We start from the raw sequence: 16,692 nt of genomic DNA, 5'->3' as shown, positions 1-16,692 counted from the left end.
AGACGGCAAGTATGACGCAAGCCCGGAAGCGCCTGTGCTTCAGGTCGGGGTAGATCGCAAAAGCAGAAGGGCCGGTCGCGAGACCGGCCCTTCGGGGATCCATCAGGAATCAGAGACCCTTGCAGGTCATCTGACGCCCTGTCGATCAGGCGGCTGCCGGAGCGCTGCCCGTGGTGACCGCCGGGGTACCACCGCTGTCCGGCTTGTTGGCCGGCGGCGTCCAGTCTTTCGGCGGACGCGGCGGACGGCCTTCCATGATGTCGTTGATCTGGTCGGCGTCGATGGTTTCCCATTCGAGCAGCGCCGTCGCCATCGCGTGCATCTTGTCCTTGTTGCCTTCAATCAGGTCGCGGGCAATCGTGTACTGCTCGTCGATGATCTTGCGGATCTCCTGATCGACCTTGCGCATCGTCTCTTCCGACATGTTGGTCGTCTTCGTGACCGAACGGCCCAGGAAGACTTCCCCTTCGTTGTCGGCGTAGACCATCGGGCCCAGCTCGTCGGTCATGCCGTAGCGGGTGACCATGTCGCGGGCGATGGCCGTGGCGCGTTCGAAGTCGTTGCTGGCGCCGGTCGTCATCTGGTTCATGAAGACTTCTTCAGCAATCCGGCCGCCGAACAGCACGGAGATCGTCGACAGCATGCGGTCCTTGTCCATGCTGTAGCGGTCGCCTTCGGGCAACTGCATCGTCACGCCCAGCGCGCGACCACGCGGGATCACCGTCACCTTGTGCACCGGATCCGTCTTGGGCAGCAGGCGCGCCACCAGTGCATGGCCGGCTTCGTGGTACGCGGTGTTCTTGCGCTCTTCCTCGGGCATGACCATGGACTTCCGCTCGGGGCCCATCATGATCTTGTCCTTGGCCTTCTCGAAGTCCTGCATGTCGACCACGCGGCCATTGCGGCGGGCAGCGAACAATGCAGCCTCGTTGACGAGGTTGGCCAGATCGGCACCGGAGAAGCCCGGGGTGCCACGCGCCAGGATGTCAGCGCGCACGTCCTGGCCGACCGGGACCTTGCGCATGTGCACGTTCAAGATCTGCTCGCGGCCGCGCACATCGGGCAGCGTCACGTAGACCTGACGGTCGAAACGTCCTGGACGCAGCAGTGCCGGATCCAGGATGTCCGGACGGTTGGTCGCGGCCATCACGATGACGCCGAGGTTGGTGTCGAAGCCGTCCATCTCGACCAGCATCTGGTTGAGGGTCTGCTCGCGCTCGTCGTTGCCGCCGCCCAGGCCGGCACCGCGATGGCGACCGACCGCATCGATTTCATCGACGAAGATGATGCAAGGCGCACTCTTCTTGGCCTGCTCGAACATGTCGCGGACACGGGCCGCGCCCACGCCGACGAACATCTCGACGAAGTCGGAACCGGAGATCGTGAAGAACGGGACCTTCGCCTCGCCGGCGATGGCCTTGGCCAGCAGCGTCTTGCCGGTCCCCGGAGGGCCGACCAGCAGCACGCCGCGCGGGATCCGGCCACCGAGCTTCTGGAATTTCTGCGGGTCCTTCAGGAAGTCGACCAGCTCCTTGACCTCTTCCTTGGCCTCGTCGCATCCGGCGACGTCGGCGAAGGTCGTGGTGTTGTTGGCCTCGTCGAGCATGCGCGCCTTCGACTTGCCGAAGCTGAACGCGCCCCCCTTGCCGCCGCCCTGCATCTGGCGCATGAAGTACACCCACACGGCAATCAGCAGGAGCATCGGGCCCCAGCTGAGCAGGATGTTCATCAGCACCGAGGGCTCTTCCCGCGGCTTCGCGTCGAACTTGACGCCGTTGTTGATCAGGTCACCGATCAGGCCGCGATCCATGAACGGGGCGGTCGTGCGCAGCTTGTTGCCGTCACTGGTCGTCGCCTGGATCTCGGTGCCGGCGGGGGTCTCCTGCAGGATGACCTGCTTGACGCGCTTGGCACGGACCTCTTCGAGGAACTCCGAGTAAACGGTCTGGGTACCCTGGGTTGCGCTGCGATCGAACTGCTTGAAGACAGTGAACAGCACCAAGGCGATCACCATCCATACAGCCACCTTCGAGAACCACTGATTGTTCACCGCGACTCCTTTGTCATTCCATCACCGCACGCCCACCGATACAGCCTCGGGCAGCGGACTTTCACGGCATATGGGGCGGATTCTAGGCCAGTCAAGTCCCCAGACCTGATTGGCATTCCCATACACGACGATAGATATTGCCACGGGCAACGCCGACCAACCGCTCGAAGCGCCCCCGACTTTGACGCCTCATCGCGCTTTCAGTCGCATCCAGCCGCTTTCCGGCTCATCCTGGCGTTTGTCTCCTGCCTTTTCGGCAGGGTCCACACACCCATTTCAAGCCGTTTCAGACCTTCTTCAATCCGATGCCGACCAGGAAATTCTCGGCCGATCTTTCCCGGGAGGCCTTGGGCTTGGCGGTCTTCACCCGCTTGAACTGCGCACGGAAGGCATGCACGAGCTGGTCATAACCGCTGCCGTGGAACACCTTGGCAACGAGCGCACCTTCGGGCTTCAGGTGTTGTTGGGAAAAGTCCAGCGCCAGTTCGATCAGATGCTCCATGCGCGCCGCGTCGGTGCTTTCGATGCCGGACAGGTTGGGCGCCATGTCCGAGACCACAAGATCCACCTTCTTTCCGTCGAGCATCGCCTCGAGCTGGGCCAAGACCTCGTCCTCGCGGAAATCGCCCTGGAGGAACTCCACGCCTTCGATCGGCTCGCACTCCAGGAGGTCCAGCGCGATGATGCGGCCGTTCAGCTCACCCACCGCGGCGCCGCCGGCGCCCGCCTCCTTGGGCGCGAAACGGCGGCGCAGGTACTGACTCCACGCGCCTGGCGATGCGCCGAGATCGACCACCACCTGCCCGGGGCGGATCAGCTGGAATTCCTCGTCGATTTCCTTGAGCTTGTAGGCCGCGCGCGAGCGGTAGCCCTCTTTCTGGGCCAATTTGACGTAGGGATCGTTGACGTGGTTGTTCAACCACGCCTTGTTCACCTTCTTGCTTTTGGTATCGACTTTCATTGCACGGATAATAAGCAGATGCCTGCTATTCAATTGACCCCTGCCCAGCGCAAGGAAAAACGCGCCGACGCTCATCACCTCGACCCCGTGGTGATGATAGGCGGCGATGGCCTGACGGCCGCCGTCACCAAGGAGGTCGACAACGCGCTGAAGGCCCACGGCCTGATCAAGGTGCGCGTCATGTCGGACGACCGCGACGGTCGCGAAGCCATCCTCGCCACGCTGGCCGAGGAACTCGACGCCGCGCCCATCCAGCACATCGGCAAGCTGCTCGTCCTGTGGCGCCCGATGCCCGAGAAGGAAAAGGCCGCCGCCAAGGAAGACGCCCGTTCGGCCCCCAAGGTCGTCAAGATCGTGAAGTTCTCGAAAAGCGGCAACAACCGTCCGCAGATCAAGAAGGTCACCGTCCTGGGCAACCAGCGCGTCACCCAGGGCGGTGAGGTCAAGCGCGCCAAGAAACCGCGCCAGACCAGCGTCAAGAAGTCCAGCCAGGGCTGATGCCCGAGACGGCGCCAGGGCGCCAACGACAAGACGGCCCACGGGCCGTCTTTCTCTTTGTCCTCGCCGTTCGAGTCTGAGTGCTCAGCGGGACGTCGCCCCGTTCACCCGCCAGGCCAGCACCAGGACCGCGAGGGTTCTCACCCCGAAGAGAACCAGCGACACCGCGTGCAACTGCAGGAAGGTCCAGCTCCCCTGCCCTTGCCGCGCAGCCTCCATCAGCGGCTGCAACGCATAGAAGCCGGCGGCGGTGCATCCGATGGCCACCAGGGGCAGCCAGAAATCCGGGCTCATCGCCGACCCGCGGACAGCGCCGTCGCGGTGCAGTCGCCGCTCCATGAGGATCAGCAATACGCCAGCGGCGAGCGCCACTCGGGCATCCATCTCGAACAGCCGTGCGACGTACTTGCCGGCCACGGCCCGCTCGAGGGTCGCGAACGCGTTCGGGGCCGCGAGCAAGGCGACCGTCAGCAGTTCGCCGGCCCACAGCGCGGCGAGCAGCGCGCGGATCCGCAGCAGCATGGCTCAGCGCTTCAGATGTAGCGGACGTCGACGATCTCGTAGCGCTTGATGCCGCCGGGCGCCACCACTTCCGCGACGTCGCCGGCTTCCTTGCCGATCAGTGCGCGCGCGATCGGGGAGCTGATCGAGATCAGGCCCTGCTTCAGGTCGGCTTCGTCGTCGCCGACGATCTGGTAGGTGACCTCGTTGCCGGACTCTTCCTCTTCAAGGTCGACCGTGGTGCCGAACACCACCTTGCCGCCGGCATTCACCGACGACGGATCGATCACCTGCGCCGACGACAGCTTGCCTTCGATCTCCAGGATGCGGCCTTCGATGAAGCCCTGCTTGTCCTTGGCGGCTTCGTACTCGGCGTTTTCCGACAGGTCGCCCTGCGCACGGGCTTCCGAGATGGCGTTGATCACGGCATGCCGCTCGACCGTCTTCAGCCGATGCAGTTCTTCCTTGAGCTTCTCAGCGCCGCGCTTGGTCAGTGGGATCGTCGTGGCCATGTCTCTAGAACCTTGAATAACAAAACAAACCGCCGCTGCCGCTCAGGATCGCTGAGCAGCGGCGGCGGAATGGGATGAGGCAGTTTAATGCAGTTCGGCGTGCAGTTCCTGCAGCGATTGCACCAGCAGGCCGTCCTTGTGCTTCATGCCTTCGACGGCGGCCTCGCAGCCAGCCATCGTCGTGTAATAGGTCACCCGGTTGGCCAGCGCCGCCTGACGGATGTGGCGGCTGTCGGCAATCGCCGTGCGCGTCCGTCGACGGTCGTGAACACCAGCTGGATGTCCCCGCCCTTGATCATGTCGACGATGTGCGGGCGGCCGTCCTTGACCTTGTTGACCACGCGCACCGGAACGCCCGCCGCCTCGATCGCGGCCGCCGTGCCCTTGGTGGCCACCACGCCGAAGCCCAGCGCCGCCAGATCACGCGCCAATGCGACGGCACGATCCTTGTCGTTGTTCTTGACGGTGATCAGGACGTTGCCCTGGCGCGGCAGGCGCGAGCCCGCGCCCAGCTGGCTCTTCAGCATCGCTTCGCCGAAGGTCCGGCCGGCGCCCATGACTTCGCCGGTCGACCGCATTTCCGGGCTGAGGATCGGGTCCACGCCGGGGAACTTGTTGAACGGGAAGACGGCTTCCTTGACGCTGAAGTACGGCGGCTGGATCTCGACCGGCGGCTTGCCGCCGGCGGCCTTCTGGTCCTTGAGCTTGACACCGGCCATGCAGCGCGCGGCGATCTTGGCCAGCGGCTGGCTGGTCGCCTTGGACACGAACGGCACCGTGCGGGACGCGCGCGGGTTCACTTCGAGCACGTAGACCGTGTTCTCGGACAAGCCCTTGGTCACGTCGCCCTGGATCGCGAACTGCACGTTCATCAAGCCGACGACCTTCAACGCCTTGGCCATCTCCGCGGTCTGGCGGCGCAGCTCGTCCTGCAGCTCCTTGGACAGCGTGTACGGCGGCAGCGAGCAGGCCGAGTCGCCCGAGTGGATGCCGGCCGCCTCAATGTGCTCCATGATGCCGCCCATCATCGTGTCGGTGCCGTCGCAGATGCAGTCGACGTCGACCTCGACTGCGTCCTCGAGGAAGCGGTCCAGCAGCACCGGCGACTTCTCGCTGACGCGCACGGCCTCGCGCATGTAGCGCTCGAGGTCCTTGTCGCCGTGGACGATCTCCATCGCGCGGCCGCCCAGCACGTAGCTCGGGCGCACGACGAGCGGATAGCCGATCTCGTTGGCCAGCGCGACGGCCTGGTCTTCGTTGCGCGCCGTGCGGTTGGGCGGCTGCTTCAGGCCCAGCTCATGCAGCAGCTTCTGGAAGCGCTCGCGGTCCTCGGCCATGTCGATCGAGTCCGGCGAGGTGCCGATGATCGGCACGCCGTTGGCCTCGAGGTCCAGCGCCAGCTTCAGCGGCGTCTGGCCGCCGTACTGCACGATCACGCCGACCGGCTTTTCCTTGGCCACGATCTCCAGCACGTCCTCGAGCGTCACCGGCTCGAAGTACAGACGGTCCGAGGTGTCGTAGTCGGTCGAGACGGTCTCCGGATTGCAGTTGACCATGATGGTCTCGTAGCCGTCCTCGCGCATCGCGAGGGCCGCATGGACGCAGCAGTAGTCGAACTCGATGCCCTGGCCGATGCGGTTCGGACCGCCGCCCAGCACCATGATCTTCTTCTTGTCGGTCGGGTTGGCCTCGCACTCCTCGTCGTACGTGGAGTACATGTAGGCCGTCTGCGTCGCGAACTCCGCGGCACAGGTGTCGACGCGCTTGTAGACCGGGCGCACGTTCAGCGCGTGACGCGTCTTGCGCACCTCGTGCTGGTTCGTACCCAGCAGCTTGGCCAGGCGCTTGTCCGAGAAGCCCTTCTTCTTCAGCAGGCGCAGCTCGTCGACGCTCAGCGAAGCCAGCGTGCGGCCGGCCAGCGACAGCTCGATCTTGATCAACTGCTCGATCTGGGCGAGGAACCACGGATCGATCTTCGTTTCCTCGAAGACCTCGTCCAGCGTCATGCCGATGCGGAAGGCGTCGCCCAGGAACAGGATGCGCGACGGACCGGGCTCACCGATCTCCTGCACGATCTCCTCGCGGTCGGTGCTGATCTCGGACAGGCCGTCGATGCCGGTCTCCAGGCCGCGCAGCGCCTTCTGGAACGATTCCTGGAAGTTGCGGCCCATGGCCATCACTTCGCCGACCGACTTCATCTGCGTCGTCAGACGCGAGTCGGCCATCGGGAACTTCTCGAAGGCGAAACGCGGGATCTTGGTGACGACGTAGTCGATGCTCGGCTCGAACGAGGCCGGCGTGATGCCGCCGGTGATGTCGTTCTTGAGCTCGTCGAGCGTGTAGCCGACGGCCAGCTTCGCGGCGATCTTGGCGATCGGGAAGCCCGTGGCCTTCGAGGCCAGCGCCGACGAGCGCGACACGCGCGGGTTCATCTCGATCACGACCATGCGGCCGTCGACCGGGTTGATCGAGAACTGCACGTTGGAGCCGCCGGTGTCGACGCCGATCTCGCGCAGGATCGCGATCGAGGCGTTGCGCAGCAGTTGGTATTCCTTGTCGGTCAGCGTCTGCGCCGGGGCCACCGTGATCGAGTCACCGGTGTGGATGCCCATCGGATCCAGGTTCTCGATCGAGCACACGATGATGCAGTTGTCCGCCTTGTCGCGGACCACTTCCATCTCGTATTCCTTCCAGCCGATCAGCGACTCCTCGATGAGCAGCTCGTTCGTCGGCGAGAGGTCGAGGCCGCGCTTGCAGATCTCCTCGAACTCCTCCGGGTTGTAGGCGATGCCGCCACCGGTGCCGCCCAGCGTGAAGCTGGGACGGATCACCATCGGGAAGCCGTCGCCGCCGATCTCGGCATGGATGCGCTTCTGCACCGACCAGGCCTCTTCCAGCGAATGCGCGATGCCCGAGCGGGCCGACCCCAGCCCGATCTTGGTCATCGCGTCCTTGAATTTCAGACGGTCCTCGGCTTTCTCGATCGCATGCTCGTTGGCACCGATCATCTCGACCTTGTACTTGTCCAGCACGCCGTGCTTGTGCAGGTCGAGCGCGCAGTTCAGCGCGGTCTGGCCGCCCATCGTCGGCAGGATCGCGTCGGGGCGCTCCTTGGCGATGATCTTCTCGACCACCTGCCAGGTGATCGGCTCGATGTAGGTGACGTCCGCGGTGTCCGGGTCCGTCATGATCGTCGCCGGGTTGCTGTTCACCAGGATGACCTTGTAGCCCTCCTCGCGCAACGCCTTGCAGGCCTGGGCGCCCGAGTAGTCGAACTCGCAGGCCTGACCGATGATGATCGGGCCGGCGCCGATGATGAGGATGCTTTTGATATCAGAACGCTTGGGCATGAGTCGTCTCCCTCTTCATCAGGCCTTGGACATCAGACCGATGAAGCGGTCGAACAGATACGAAATGTCGTGCGGGCCGGGGCTCGCTTCCGGATGACCCTGGAAGCAGAACGCGGGCTTGTCGGTGCGGGCCAGGCCCTGGAGCGTGCCGTCGAACAGGCTGACGTGCGTCGCGCGCAGGTTGGACGGCAGCGTGTCGGGATCGACCGCGAAACCGTGGTTCTGGCTGGTGATGCTGACGCGGCCGTTGTCGAGGTCCTTCACCGGATGGTTCGCGCCGTGGTGGCCGAACTTCATCTTGAAGGTCTTCGCGCCCGAGGCCAGCGCCATGATCTGGTGGCCCAGGCAGATGCCGAAGGTCGGGATGCCGGCCTCGATCAGCTGCGCGGTGGCCTTGATCGCGTAGTCGCAAGGCTCCGGATCGCCGGGGCCGTTGGACAGGAACACGCCGTCCGGCTCGAGGTCGAAGACCTCCGAGGCCGGCGTCTGCGCCGGCACCACGGTGATGCGGCAGCCGCGCGAGGCCAGCATGCGCAGGATGTTGCTCTTGACGCCGAAATCGTAGGCGACGACGTGGAACTTCGGGGGCGGTCTGCTCGCCGTAGCCCTTGCCGAGCGTCCACTCGGTCTCGGTCCAGGTTTCGCGTTCAGTGCGGCTGACGACCTTCGCCAGGTCCAGGCCCGCCATGCTCGGCGCGCCCTTGGCCAGCGAGACGGCTTCGTCGATGTGCGCCTGCGTGATCTGTTCGCCGGCGCCCAGCGCCAGGATGCAACCATTCTGGGCGCCCTTCTCGCGCAGCACGCGCGTCAGGCGGCGCGTGTCCAGGTCGGCGATGGCGACGGTGCCCTCGTCCTTCAGGTACTGGCGCAGCGTGCGGCCCTTGCGGAAGTTCGAGTCGAGGACCGGCGCCTCCTTGATGATCAGGCCAGCGGCAAAGATCTTCGACGCCTCGACGTCCTCGTCATTGACGCCATAGTTGCCGATGTGCGGATACGTCAGCGTGACGATCTGGCGGCAATAGCTGGGGTCGGTGAGGATTTCTTGGTAGCCGGTGAGCGCGGTGTTGAACACCACCTCACCAACGGTCCGGCCGGCGGCACCGAGCGCGGAACCCTTGAAGACCGTGCCGTCTGCCAGGGCAAGAATCGCGGGGGAGCGGAAAGCAGATCGGGCAGCACGGGAAACTCCGTTGTTGTGCGCGCGCCCGGCTCTGCTTCAGGGCCCTGGATTCGCCGCCGGCACGCGCCATGGACGGCTGGCGCGCGGGTGCGACCGGGTCTCCTGTGAGGGAGTCGATCCGTGTGGGATCCGATGCGATCGGGGGTGAAGTGTGCGGGACGCGGTAGGTTGCGGGTAAACCTGACGAGTATAACCCGTCGGGTATTCACGGAGAAGATTTGCGCAAACGGGTCATCGGGGGCGCACGTTTTGGGGGTCCTTGACTGCGACCTTTGAGCGCTTGGCCGCGAGGCCATGGGGCCTTGGCGGCAAGCGCCAAAACCCCAAGGCCTCCCGTCCCTGAACCATCCAGCACTTCCACGGTCTGGGACCGAGGACTACCCCGGATGGGGACTGAGCACTTTGTGACTCAACCCAGGGCGGCGATGCCGGCCTTGGCGACCTGCGCGTCCTCGTTGGACTTCACGCCGCTGACGCCGACAGCGCCGACGCAGAAGCCGTCGACGATCACCGGCACGCCGCCCTCGAGCATCCCTTCCAGCGGCACGCTGAGGAAGGCGTTGCGACCGTTGTTGACGATGTCCTCATAGACCTTGGATTCGCGGCGTCCGAGCGCGGCCGTCTTGGCCTTCGCGGGGGCGATCACGGCCGACGTGGCGGCAGCGTTGTCCAGGCGTTGCAGCCACAGCAGATGACCACCGTCGTCGACGATCGCGATGGTCACGGGCCAGTTGTTCTTGACGGCTTCAGCTTCCGCGGCGGCGGCGATGCGCTTGACGTCGTCCAGGGTCAGGAAGGGCTTCTGTTTCATCTGCGGCCTCGTCGGGGTCATTGAAGGAAAGACGATCACTTTAACGAAGCCTTAAGACCCATGCCTACAATCGACAGCAACTCTCACTTCATGGGGCGCACGCACATGAACGACCGCATCATCGACCTCAACCCCGGCGGCTTCGGCTCGTCGCTGTCCGCCGACCGCCAGCGCGTGCTGCGCAACACCTACGCGCTGCTGGCGCTCTCGCTGATCCCGACCGTGCTCGGCGCCTGGATCGGCGTGAGCACCGGATTGCTCGCCGCCATGGGCAACGGCGCGAGCATGATCCTGTTCTTCGTCGGCGCGTTCGGCCTGATGTTCCTGGTCGAGAAGACCAAGAACTCCGCCGCCGGCGTCGCCTCGCTGCTGGCCTTCACGTTCTTCATGGGCCTGATGCTGTCGCGCCTGCTGGCCGCGATCCTGGGCTTCAAGAACGGCGGCACGCTGATCATGACGGCCTTCGGCGGCACCGCGGGGATCTTCTTCGCGATGGCGTCGCTGGCGACCGTGGTCAAGCGCGACCTCTCGGGCCTGCAGAAGTTCCTGTTCGTGGGCGCCGTGATCGCGATGATCGCCGGCATCGCCAACGTCTTCCTGCAATCCACCGGCGTGCATCTGGCACTGCTGGTCGCCGTGCTTGGCATCTTCTCGGCCTTCATGCTGGTCGACGTCAAGCGCGTCATCGACGGCGGCGAGACCAACTACATCAGCGCGACGCTGAACATCTACCTGGACCTGTACAACGTGTTCACCGCGCTGCTGCAGTTGCTGGGCATCGTCGGCGGCGATCGCGACTGATCGTCTCCTCGCCGCACGCAAAAACGCCTCGGAATCTCCGAGGCGTTTTTCATTGCGCAGCGCCGCCCGCTCGTGCGTGACGCCGTCCCGACTCAGTGCCCGGGCTTGCCCTGCGCCTTGTCCAGTTCCGGCTGCGAGTTCGATGCGTTCGGCGCATCGCTTGCGTCGCCGGCCCCCGCAGCGACGTCGTCCGGTCGGTGCGTCACGACCGGCTTGATCGCGCCGGTGCCGATGAAGCGCGCGTACTCGCTGCGAGGCATGAGGGCACTCAGGCGCGAGTCGCCCTCCTCCCAGCCCAGCGTCACGTCGTGCTCGTTGATTTCGACCTGCACGGCGCCGGGACGGATGGCCATCATCGGACCGTCACCGGTCCGGTAGGTCACTTCGCCGCAGATGAAGGCGGACTGACTCAGCGGCTGGTCTTCACTGGCCAGACGTTCGACGGAAGGATCGACCGTGGAAGCGTCGGCGGGATGCTCGGGCGGCAGGGGTGGTCGGGCGCTCATGGCAGGTCCTCCTGGAAGTCGTCCCGCGGCAGTTCGTCGAGCCATTGCCACATACGCACCGCCAACGCGGTAGCCGTACACGTGGCCAATGTCATCAGCATGAGCATGTTGTCGTCCATGGTGACCTCGAACCGGAGCGGGATCAGGTTGCGATGAAGGCATCGTCGTCGTCACCGGAGCGCCAGCGAAGCGGCGGCCACCGCGACGCGCTGTAGGCGCTGTCCCACAGCCATCGCAGTGCCGTGCAGGACTGCAAAACTGTGTGAAGTTCCGGGCGAACTTCGACCGCACCGTCAACGTCATCCGACGCACTTCCGTTGTGCCCACATGCTGTAGGACGACGTCGGACACGGACCACCTCCGCGCACCGACACCACGCACCGTGCTGCGCTTATGGGAAGCGAACGCCCCAGCGCCGATAGTGAAAGCAAAGGCACTCAGCAGGAGAACCCAAATGAACCTCCAGATCGCCGCCGACGCCGCTGCGTCGCAATTCGAGATCCGGTTTGAATCCATCTTCGACGCTGGCCGCGGGATGTCTTTCCCGTGCGATCCGCAAGGTCACGTCGATCTGGACAGCCTGCCCGCCCGCGCTCGCAACAACTACCTGTTCGCCCGCGCCATGGTTGGCAAGGATTACCTTCCGCCGGCCGTGCGCGGTCGCAACAGCCACTGACGACCTGACGGCATCCGGCCCCAGGCCTGCGCTCAAGGCGGGCCTGGCGTTTGCCACCCCCTCCACTGCATCCTCCCTGTTGCCGCGTCGCACCCTCCGGGTCGGCGCGGCTTTTCTTTGTAGGCGTGATGACAGTCAGCGCGTGACGGCCGGGGTCGCTTCCTCGAAGCGGTCGACCGTGCGCAGCGGCTTGAACAGCGCCGCCCAGGCCGCCACGACGCCCAGCGTGCAGACGGCCCCCGTCACCGCCGCGGGCACCGCGCCCAGCGCGGCCGCGGCGCTCCCGGCGCGGAACTCCCCCAACTCGTTCGACGAGCCGATGAAGAGCATGTTTACCGCGTTGACGCGGCCCCGCATTTCGTCGGGGGTGGAGAACTGCACCAGCGCGCCGCGGATGTAGACGCTGACCATGTCCGCCGCGCCGGCAATCGCCAGCGCCCCGAAGGACAGCCAGAAGGTGGTCGACAACGAGAACACCAGGTTGGCCAGGCCGAACACCGCCACCGCCGCGAACATCACTTTCCCGACATGCCGGTTGAACGGCCGCAGGCTGAGATAAAGACCGGCGGTGACTTCGCCCACGGCCATGGCGCTGCGCAGCGCGCCCAGTCCTTCCGGGCCGGCATGCAGGACTTCGTGGGCGTAGATCGGCAGCAGCGCGACGACGCCGCCCAGCAACACCGCGAACAGGTCCAGCGAGATCGTGCCGAGGATGATGGGCCGCGAGCGGATGAAGTGGATCCCGGCGCCGAAGCGCTGCCAGATGTTGCCGCCCGCAGGCGAAGGCGGCGCGGCAAAGCGCACCGGCACGGCGCCGACCAGCAGCGCGGTGCCCAGCGCGAAACAGGCCAGACAGACGAGATAGGTCAGGCCGGAGCCACCGAATCCGTACAGGATCCCGCCCAGGAACGGACCGCCGATGCTGGCCACGCGCAGCAGCATGCTGTTGGCGGCGATCGCCTGCGCCAGCTGTTCGCGCGGGACGATCTGCGGCAACAGGCTCTGCAACGCGGGACCGGAGAAGGCCCGCGCGCAGCCGAACAGCACCAGCACGGCATAGATCCCGGTCACGCCCGCGTGGCCATGGCCGGACAGCCACCACAGCGCCAGGCTGCAACTCGCGCTCACGGCCCAGCTGATCGCCAGGATCGGCTTGCGGCTGAAACGGTCGATCAGGTCACCGGCCGGCAGCAGGAGCAGCAGCATCGGGATGAACTGCGCCAGGCCCACATACGCCAGCGCCAACGGCTCGCGGGTCAGGTCGTACACCTGCCAGGCGACGACCACCGCCTGGATCTGCCCGGCGAATACCGCCGCGAGGCGGCAGATCAGGAACGCCGTGAAGCCGGGATGACGGAAGACGCTGGTCTTGGGGACCGGCGCGGCGCCGGAGGAGGGGAAGACGGGGAGGCTGGAGCGGTCACGGCACGAGGTGTTCAAGGCCTTCTTGGGCGGGCGCCGGCCAGTTTAGCGAGGCGACACCGGCGCTTGGGCGCAAAGCGATGTCACAAGTGCGACGGCTGCGCCGTCTTGTGGATACCTACCCTTCACTTCCTCAACACGGAGACTTCCATGAGCCAACGTCTGAACTACATGCAGCAGTCGCCCGCCGCCTTCAAGAAGCTGGTGGAGCTGTCCATGGCCCTGAAGGAGGGCGGACTCGAGCACGCCCTGCAATATCTGGTCGAGATCCGCGCCTCGCAGCTCAACGGCTGCGCCTTCTGCCTGGACATGCACGTCAAGCAGGCGGTCATCGGCGGGGAGCGCCCGCTGCGCCTGCACCACGTCGCGATCTGGCGCGAGTCGCCGCTGTTCTCCAGCCGCGAACGTGCCGCGCTGCTCTGGACCGAGACGCTCACGCGCATCCCCGAGTCCGGCGTGTCCGACGCGGTCTATGCCGAAGTCCGCGAGCAGTTCAACGAGAAGGAACTGTCCGACCTCACCTGGCTGGTGTCCTCGATCAACGCCTGGAACCGCCTCAACGTCGCGTTCCAGAGCATTCCCGGCTCGCAGGACAAGGCCTTCGGACTGGACAAGGCCGGGCTCGCCTGACCTTGCCCCGCCCCGGGCTGACCCCAAGAAAACGGCGCCCCTCGGGGCGCCGTTGCAGTGGTGTCGACAGGGGGATCCGGGCAATGTTCGAGTTCTGGGCCCGGATCCGCCGGTGCAACGTCAGGCGCGAACGACCTCGGGTCGACGGCGCCCCCCGCCGGGGTGGAATTGCTCCGCCGATCAACGCTGGGCGTAACGCGCCTTGGCCGAGTTCACGCACACGTCCTTGGCATCGCCGGACAGCGTGTTGCACTTCTCGGCGGCCAGCTTGTAGTCCGCCTTCACGCGGGTTTCCTCCGCGTCATCGACGGCCGCGGCCACCTTCTTGTTCATCTTGAGTTCGGCCTTGGCCTTCTCGTACGAGGTCTTGGCTTCGCGCTGGCACACGTCCTTGGCCTCGCCCGAGCGGTCGTCGCAGCGCTCCTTGGCCACGTCGTAGCGGGCCTCATAACGCGCCTCGATCAGCTTGGCCTCGTCCTTGGCGTTGCCGCTGTAGTTGTACTCGAGCTGGGCCAGCGCCACGTCCTCGCGGCCCTTGGCCTCCTTCACGCAGATGTCCTTGGCGTTGCCCGACAGCTGATCACAGCCGTCCTTGTCGACCTTGTAGGTCTTCTTGATGTCGTCCTTGGCGCCGTCGTAGACCGACTTCGAGAAGTTGGCGGCTTGCGCCATGCCGGCGCACAGGCTCAGGGCGGCGGTGATCAGTGCGGTGGTTGCGTGCTTGTTCATGGTCATCCTTTGCTTGTTGTTGGGAGAGGCAGTGAATCGGCGGCGGTCGGATCCGGCACCGTCACTTTCGAAGCAGGCTCATCACGAAGGTCACGACGGCCATGATCACGAAGACGAAGAAAAGGATCTTCGCGATGCTCGCGGCGCCGGCGGCGATGCCGCCGAAGCCGAACAGCGCGGCGATCAAGGCAATGACGAAAAAGACGACGGCGTAGTGCAGCATCTCGGTTCTCCTGCGCGGCACCGTGCCGCGATGGAATGAACTTTAGGGACTGGCCCGTCCGCCAGAGGCAGTCCCGCACCGCGACCCAGCGTCGGAGCCGCAACCGATGCGCTGTAGGAGAGGACCTACCGACCCGCCAAGGTCCCACGCAGCGGGACCGAAGACCGGATGTCGACGACTGGCACCACGCGGCATCAAGGTGACGCCGACGAAGGCCTCAATGAAGCAGCAGCGAGGCCGCAACGAAAAAGCCGGCTCGCGCCGGCTTTCGTGGAGGGTGGACGAGGCGCGCGAAGGCGGCCGTCTCACCAGATCTTCTGGAAGGTCACGCCGACGCGCCCGCCCCGCGGACGGAAGGTCAGCGACGACTGCCCGCTCAGTTCCATCTTGAAGCCCTTGCGAAGGTCCGCATACGGCTTGCGGCTGTTGAACGCCAGGCCGACGCGCACCTGACGCTGATCGCGGTTGTTGAGTCCCGGCACGTTCAGATCATCGATCTGGGCGCGCTGTGCGTCGATCAGTGGCGTCTGCACGAAGGCGTGGGATCGTGGCCCGGTCGGCATCGCCAGTCCGACGAGCACGCCGGCGTCGCCGGCCGCGCCGGGGCGCAGGTTCTGGTAGGGCGTCGCATACAACCCGCCGCCGAACGCGGCGCCTCGCTGCTCCACACCGACGCCCAGCCGGAGCCCGCTGCCGGACAAGGGCCTGGCCCACAACATCGTCTGCGTGGCCTGCGGCGCACGGCCATACCAGCCGGCGGCGCCCGGGGACTGGTTGGCGGTCGCCAACGGCTCGGCGGCACTCTGCGTCACCGTGTAGCGGGAGCCGGACGAGGTGTCGCGCAAGGCTTGCTGGCGCGTCCGTTCCGACAGGCTGCGGCCCGACAGCTCGACATGATCATCGAGCGAACTCGGCGTCGCGGTGACGGCGGGTGCCGCCTGGACGACGGAGGCCAGCGACAGGGTCACCGGCATCAGCGCCGCGCGAAGGACATTTCGGGGGCAGAAGGCGTTCATGACTCAACTCCCGTTCTTGCAGACAACTTAGGACGCGGGTTGCGACAGGAAAATCTCGATCCGACGATTGGCGGCCCGCCCGGCCTCAGTGGCGTTGCTGGCCACCGGCTGTCGTCCGCCACGGCCCTCCACCAGCAACCGGCCGCGCCGGACGCCGTGATGGACCAGGTACTCACGCACGGCCTCGGCGCGGTCCAGCGACAGCGGGCCGTTGACCGCGTCACCCGCCGAGCTGTCGGTGTGGCCGACGATGGTCACGCGGACGCTGTCGTCCAGGTTGCGGCTGACCTCGTCGAGCACCGGGCGCAGCGCCGGCTTGAGTTCGGAACGGCCGATGTCGAAGGAGACATCGGCGGGCACGCTCAGCTTGAGCTGGTTGTCCGGCGTACGGGCAACACTGATGCCCGCACCGGCGCCTGCCTGGACCAGCGCCTGGCGACGCTCTTCCATCCGGGACGACCAGAGGTTGCCGCCAAGGACGGCGGGCGCCGTACCCGGGGTGGCGCCGGTCGTGGCGCCGGGGACGTTGCCGTCCGTGCGGCCGTCCATCGAGGCGCAGCCGCCCAGGCCCAGCAGCATGCCGACCGCCAGGACCGGCAAGCCGGCCATCGCCGTCAGCCGCCAGCGGCTCTCGACGGAAACGCGCGAAGCGTTGGCGACGTGGATGGCGAGGACTCGGGGGCGGCGCATGACAGTCTCCAGGAGGGCTGTGGGGCTTGGTCACACGATAAATGGACCTTGCTGAGTGTCATGCTAGGGAGATCGCGGGGCGTCGGGTGTAGTCGGCTGTCGGAAGCGGAAGTCAGACAGGGCTGACAACGCGTCG

The 16,692-nt window shown here is 65.9% G+C and carries 16 protein-coding genes and 2 pseudogenes; 4 read left to right on the top strand and 14 right to left on the bottom strand.

Annotation, left to right across the window (positions count from 1 at the left end; genetic code table 11):
- Positions 1–145: 145 nt before the first annotated feature.
- The gene (gene ftsH, locus ACFJIX_RS19830; RefSeq protein ID WP_377154051.1) at positions 146–2,050 is read right to left on the bottom strand and encodes an ATP-dependent zinc metalloprotease FtsH; all 1,905 of its coding nucleotides are present in this window, start codon (positions 2,048–2,050) and stop codon (positions 146–148) included.
- 286 nt (positions 2,051–2,336) lie between these two features.
- Positions 2,337–3,011, bottom strand: a complete 675-nt coding sequence (locus ACFJIX_RS19825) for an RlmE family RNA methyltransferase (protein WP_377161868.1) — start codon at positions 3,009–3,011, stop codon at positions 2,337–2,339.
- 18 nt (positions 3,012–3,029) lie between these two features.
- Here ACFJIX_RS19825 and yhbY point away from each other — a divergent pair, with 18 nt between their 5' ends.
- Positions 3,030–3,509, top strand: a complete 480-nt coding sequence (yhbY, locus tag ACFJIX_RS19820) for a ribosome assembly RNA-binding protein YhbY (protein ID WP_377154049.1) — start codon at positions 3,030–3,032, stop codon at positions 3,507–3,509.
- Between the two features lie 84 nt (positions 3,510–3,593).
- On the opposite strand, the gene ACFJIX_RS19815 is transcribed toward yhbY, so the two are convergent.
- From ACFJIX_RS19815 to ACFJIX_RS19795, 5 genes and pseudogenes are all read right to left on the bottom strand, one after another.
- Positions 3,594–4,031 carry a DUF4149 domain-containing protein gene (locus tag ACFJIX_RS19815; RefSeq protein ID WP_377154047.1) on the bottom strand — a complete coding sequence of 146 codons (438 nt, stop codon included), beginning with the start codon at positions 4,029–4,031 and terminating at the stop codon, positions 3,594–3,596.
- Positions 4,032–4,042: 11 nt separating this feature from the next.
- Positions 4,043–4,522 (bottom strand): transcription elongation factor GreA, encoded by a 480-nt coding sequence (gene greA, locus ACFJIX_RS19810; RefSeq protein WP_088406621.1) that lies wholly within the window; start codon positions 4,520–4,522, stop codon positions 4,043–4,045.
- A gap of 84 nt (positions 4,523–4,606) precedes the next feature.
- Positions 4,607–7,872, bottom strand: a pseudogene (gene carB, locus ACFJIX_RS19805) (carbamoyl-phosphate synthase large subunit).
- Positions 7,873–7,890: 18 nt separating this feature from the next.
- Positions 7,891–9,019, bottom strand: a pseudogene (gene carA, locus ACFJIX_RS19800) (glutamine-hydrolyzing carbamoyl-phosphate synthase small subunit).
- A gap of 442 nt (positions 9,020–9,461) precedes the next feature.
- On the bottom strand, positions 9,462–9,863 hold the full coding sequence (locus tag ACFJIX_RS19795; RefSeq protein WP_377154045.1) for a heme-binding protein: 402 nt from the start codon (positions 9,861–9,863) through the stop codon (positions 9,462–9,464).
- A gap of 105 nt (positions 9,864–9,968) precedes the next feature.
- On the opposite strand from ACFJIX_RS19795, the gene ACFJIX_RS19790 reads away from it, so the two are divergent.
- A complete protein-coding gene (locus ACFJIX_RS19790) occupies positions 9,969–10,664 on the top strand; it encodes a Bax inhibitor-1/YccA family protein (protein WP_377161866.1) in 696 nt (231 codons plus the stop codon).
- Positions 10,665–10,756: 92 nt separating this feature from the next.
- Here ACFJIX_RS19790 and ACFJIX_RS19785 read toward each other — a convergent pair whose 3' ends face one another.
- Both ACFJIX_RS19785 and ACFJIX_RS19780 read right to left on the bottom strand, forming a co-directional pair.
- Positions 10,757–11,170, bottom strand: a complete 414-nt coding sequence (locus ACFJIX_RS19785; protein WP_377154043.1) for a hypothetical protein — start codon at positions 11,168–11,170, stop codon at positions 10,757–10,759.
- Positions 11,167–11,289, bottom strand: coding sequence for a hypothetical protein (locus tag ACFJIX_RS19780; RefSeq protein WP_377154041.1), 123 nt, complete (start codon positions 11,287–11,289; stop codon positions 11,167–11,169). Before ACFJIX_RS19780 ends, ACFJIX_RS19785 begins: the two co-directional genes overlap by 4 nt.
- A 335-nt stretch (positions 11,290–11,624) precedes the next feature.
- On the opposite strand from ACFJIX_RS19780, the gene ACFJIX_RS19775 reads away from it, so the two are divergent.
- Positions 11,625–11,846, top strand: coding sequence for a hypothetical protein (locus ACFJIX_RS19775; RefSeq protein ID WP_377154039.1), 222 nt, complete (start codon positions 11,625–11,627; stop codon positions 11,844–11,846).
- A 135-nt stretch (positions 11,847–11,981) separates the two neighbouring features.
- Here ACFJIX_RS19775 and ACFJIX_RS19770 read toward each other — a convergent pair whose 3' ends face one another.
- Entirely contained in the window at positions 11,982–13,178 is a 1,197-nt protein-coding gene (locus ACFJIX_RS19770; protein WP_377161864.1) for an MFS transporter, read from the bottom strand.
- 240 nt (positions 13,179–13,418) lie between these two features.
- Here ACFJIX_RS19770 and ACFJIX_RS19765 point away from each other — a divergent pair, with 240 nt between their 5' ends.
- A complete protein-coding gene (locus tag ACFJIX_RS19765; protein WP_377154037.1) occupies positions 13,419–13,898 on the top strand; it encodes a carboxymuconolactone decarboxylase family protein in 480 nt (159 codons plus the stop codon).
- Between the two features lie 180 nt (positions 13,899–14,078).
- On the opposite strand, the gene ACFJIX_RS19760 is transcribed toward ACFJIX_RS19765, so the two are convergent.
- From ACFJIX_RS19760 to ACFJIX_RS19745, 4 genes are all read right to left on the bottom strand, one after another.
- A complete protein-coding gene (locus ACFJIX_RS19760; RefSeq protein WP_377154034.1) occupies positions 14,079–14,627 on the bottom strand; it encodes a hypothetical protein in 549 nt (182 codons plus the stop codon).
- Positions 14,628–14,688: 61 nt separating this feature from the next.
- Positions 14,689–14,850, bottom strand: a complete 162-nt coding sequence (locus tag ACFJIX_RS19755) for a DUF1328 domain-containing protein (RefSeq protein WP_067270282.1) — start codon at positions 14,848–14,850, stop codon at positions 14,689–14,691.
- Between the two features lie 305 nt (positions 14,851–15,155).
- Positions 15,156–15,866, bottom strand: coding sequence for a hypothetical protein (locus ACFJIX_RS19750; RefSeq protein WP_377154032.1), 711 nt, complete (start codon positions 15,864–15,866; stop codon positions 15,156–15,158).
- A 27-nt stretch (positions 15,867–15,893) separates the two neighbouring features.
- Positions 15,894–16,556 carry an OmpA family protein gene (locus ACFJIX_RS19745; protein WP_377154030.1) on the bottom strand — a complete coding sequence of 221 codons (663 nt, stop codon included), beginning with the start codon at positions 16,554–16,556 and terminating at the stop codon, positions 15,894–15,896.
- Positions 16,557–16,692: the final 136 nt, after the last annotated feature.

Origin of the sequence: Roseateles sp. UC29_93, assembly GCF_042695725.1 — a bacterium.
GTDB classification, from domain to species: domain Bacteria; phylum Pseudomonadota; class Gammaproteobacteria; order Burkholderiales; family Burkholderiaceae_C; genus Roseateles; species Roseateles noduli_A.
The sequence above is the reverse complement of the archived record's forward strand: the minus strand, read 5'-3'. Positions and strand labels throughout refer to the sequence as shown.

Coding starts and splice junctions, on each gene's coding strand:
- ACFJIX_RS19780 (WP_377154041.1), bottom strand. CDS start 11,289: ATGGACGACAACATGCTCATGCTGATGACATTGGCCACGTGTACGGCT.
- ACFJIX_RS19790 (WP_377161866.1), top strand. CDS start 9,969: ATGAACGACCGCATCATCGACCTCAACCCCGGCGGCTTCGGCTCGTCG.
- ACFJIX_RS19785 (WP_377154043.1), bottom strand. CDS start 11,170: ATGAGCGCCCGACCACCCCTGCCGCCCGAGCATCCCGCCGACGCTTCC.
- ACFJIX_RS19760 (WP_377154034.1), bottom strand. CDS start 14,627: ATGAACAAGCACGCAACCACCGCACTGATCACCGCCGCCCTGAGCCTG.
- ACFJIX_RS19750 (WP_377154032.1), bottom strand. CDS start 15,866: ATGAACGCCTTCTGCCCCCGAAATGTCCTTCGCGCGGCGCTGATGCCG.
- ACFJIX_RS19765 (WP_377154037.1), top strand. CDS start 13,419: ATGAGCCAACGTCTGAACTACATGCAGCAGTCGCCCGCCGCCTTCAAG.
- ACFJIX_RS19825 (WP_377161868.1), bottom strand. CDS start 3,011: ATGAAAGTCGATACCAAAAGCAAGAAGGTGAACAAGGCGTGGTTGAAC.
- ACFJIX_RS19755 (WP_067270282.1), bottom strand. CDS start 14,850: ATGCTGCACTACGCCGTCGTCTTTTTCGTCATTGCCTTGATCGCCGCG.
- greA (WP_088406621.1), bottom strand. CDS start 4,522: ATGGCCACGACGATCCCACTGACCAAGCGCGGCGCTGAGAAGCTCAAG.
- ACFJIX_RS19775 (WP_377154039.1), top strand. CDS start 11,625: ATGAACCTCCAGATCGCCGCCGACGCCGCTGCGTCGCAATTCGAGATC.
- yhbY (WP_377154049.1), top strand. CDS start 3,030: ATGCCTGCTATTCAATTGACCCCTGCCCAGCGCAAGGAAAAACGCGCC.
- ACFJIX_RS19815 (WP_377154047.1), bottom strand. CDS start 4,031: ATGCTGCTGCGGATCCGCGCGCTGCTCGCCGCGCTGTGGGCCGGCGAA.
- ACFJIX_RS19745 (WP_377154030.1), bottom strand. CDS start 16,556: ATGCGCCGCCCCCGAGTCCTCGCCATCCACGTCGCCAACGCTTCGCGC.
- ACFJIX_RS19795 (WP_377154045.1), bottom strand. CDS start 9,863: ATGAAACAGAAGCCCTTCCTGACCCTGGACGACGTCAAGCGCATCGCC.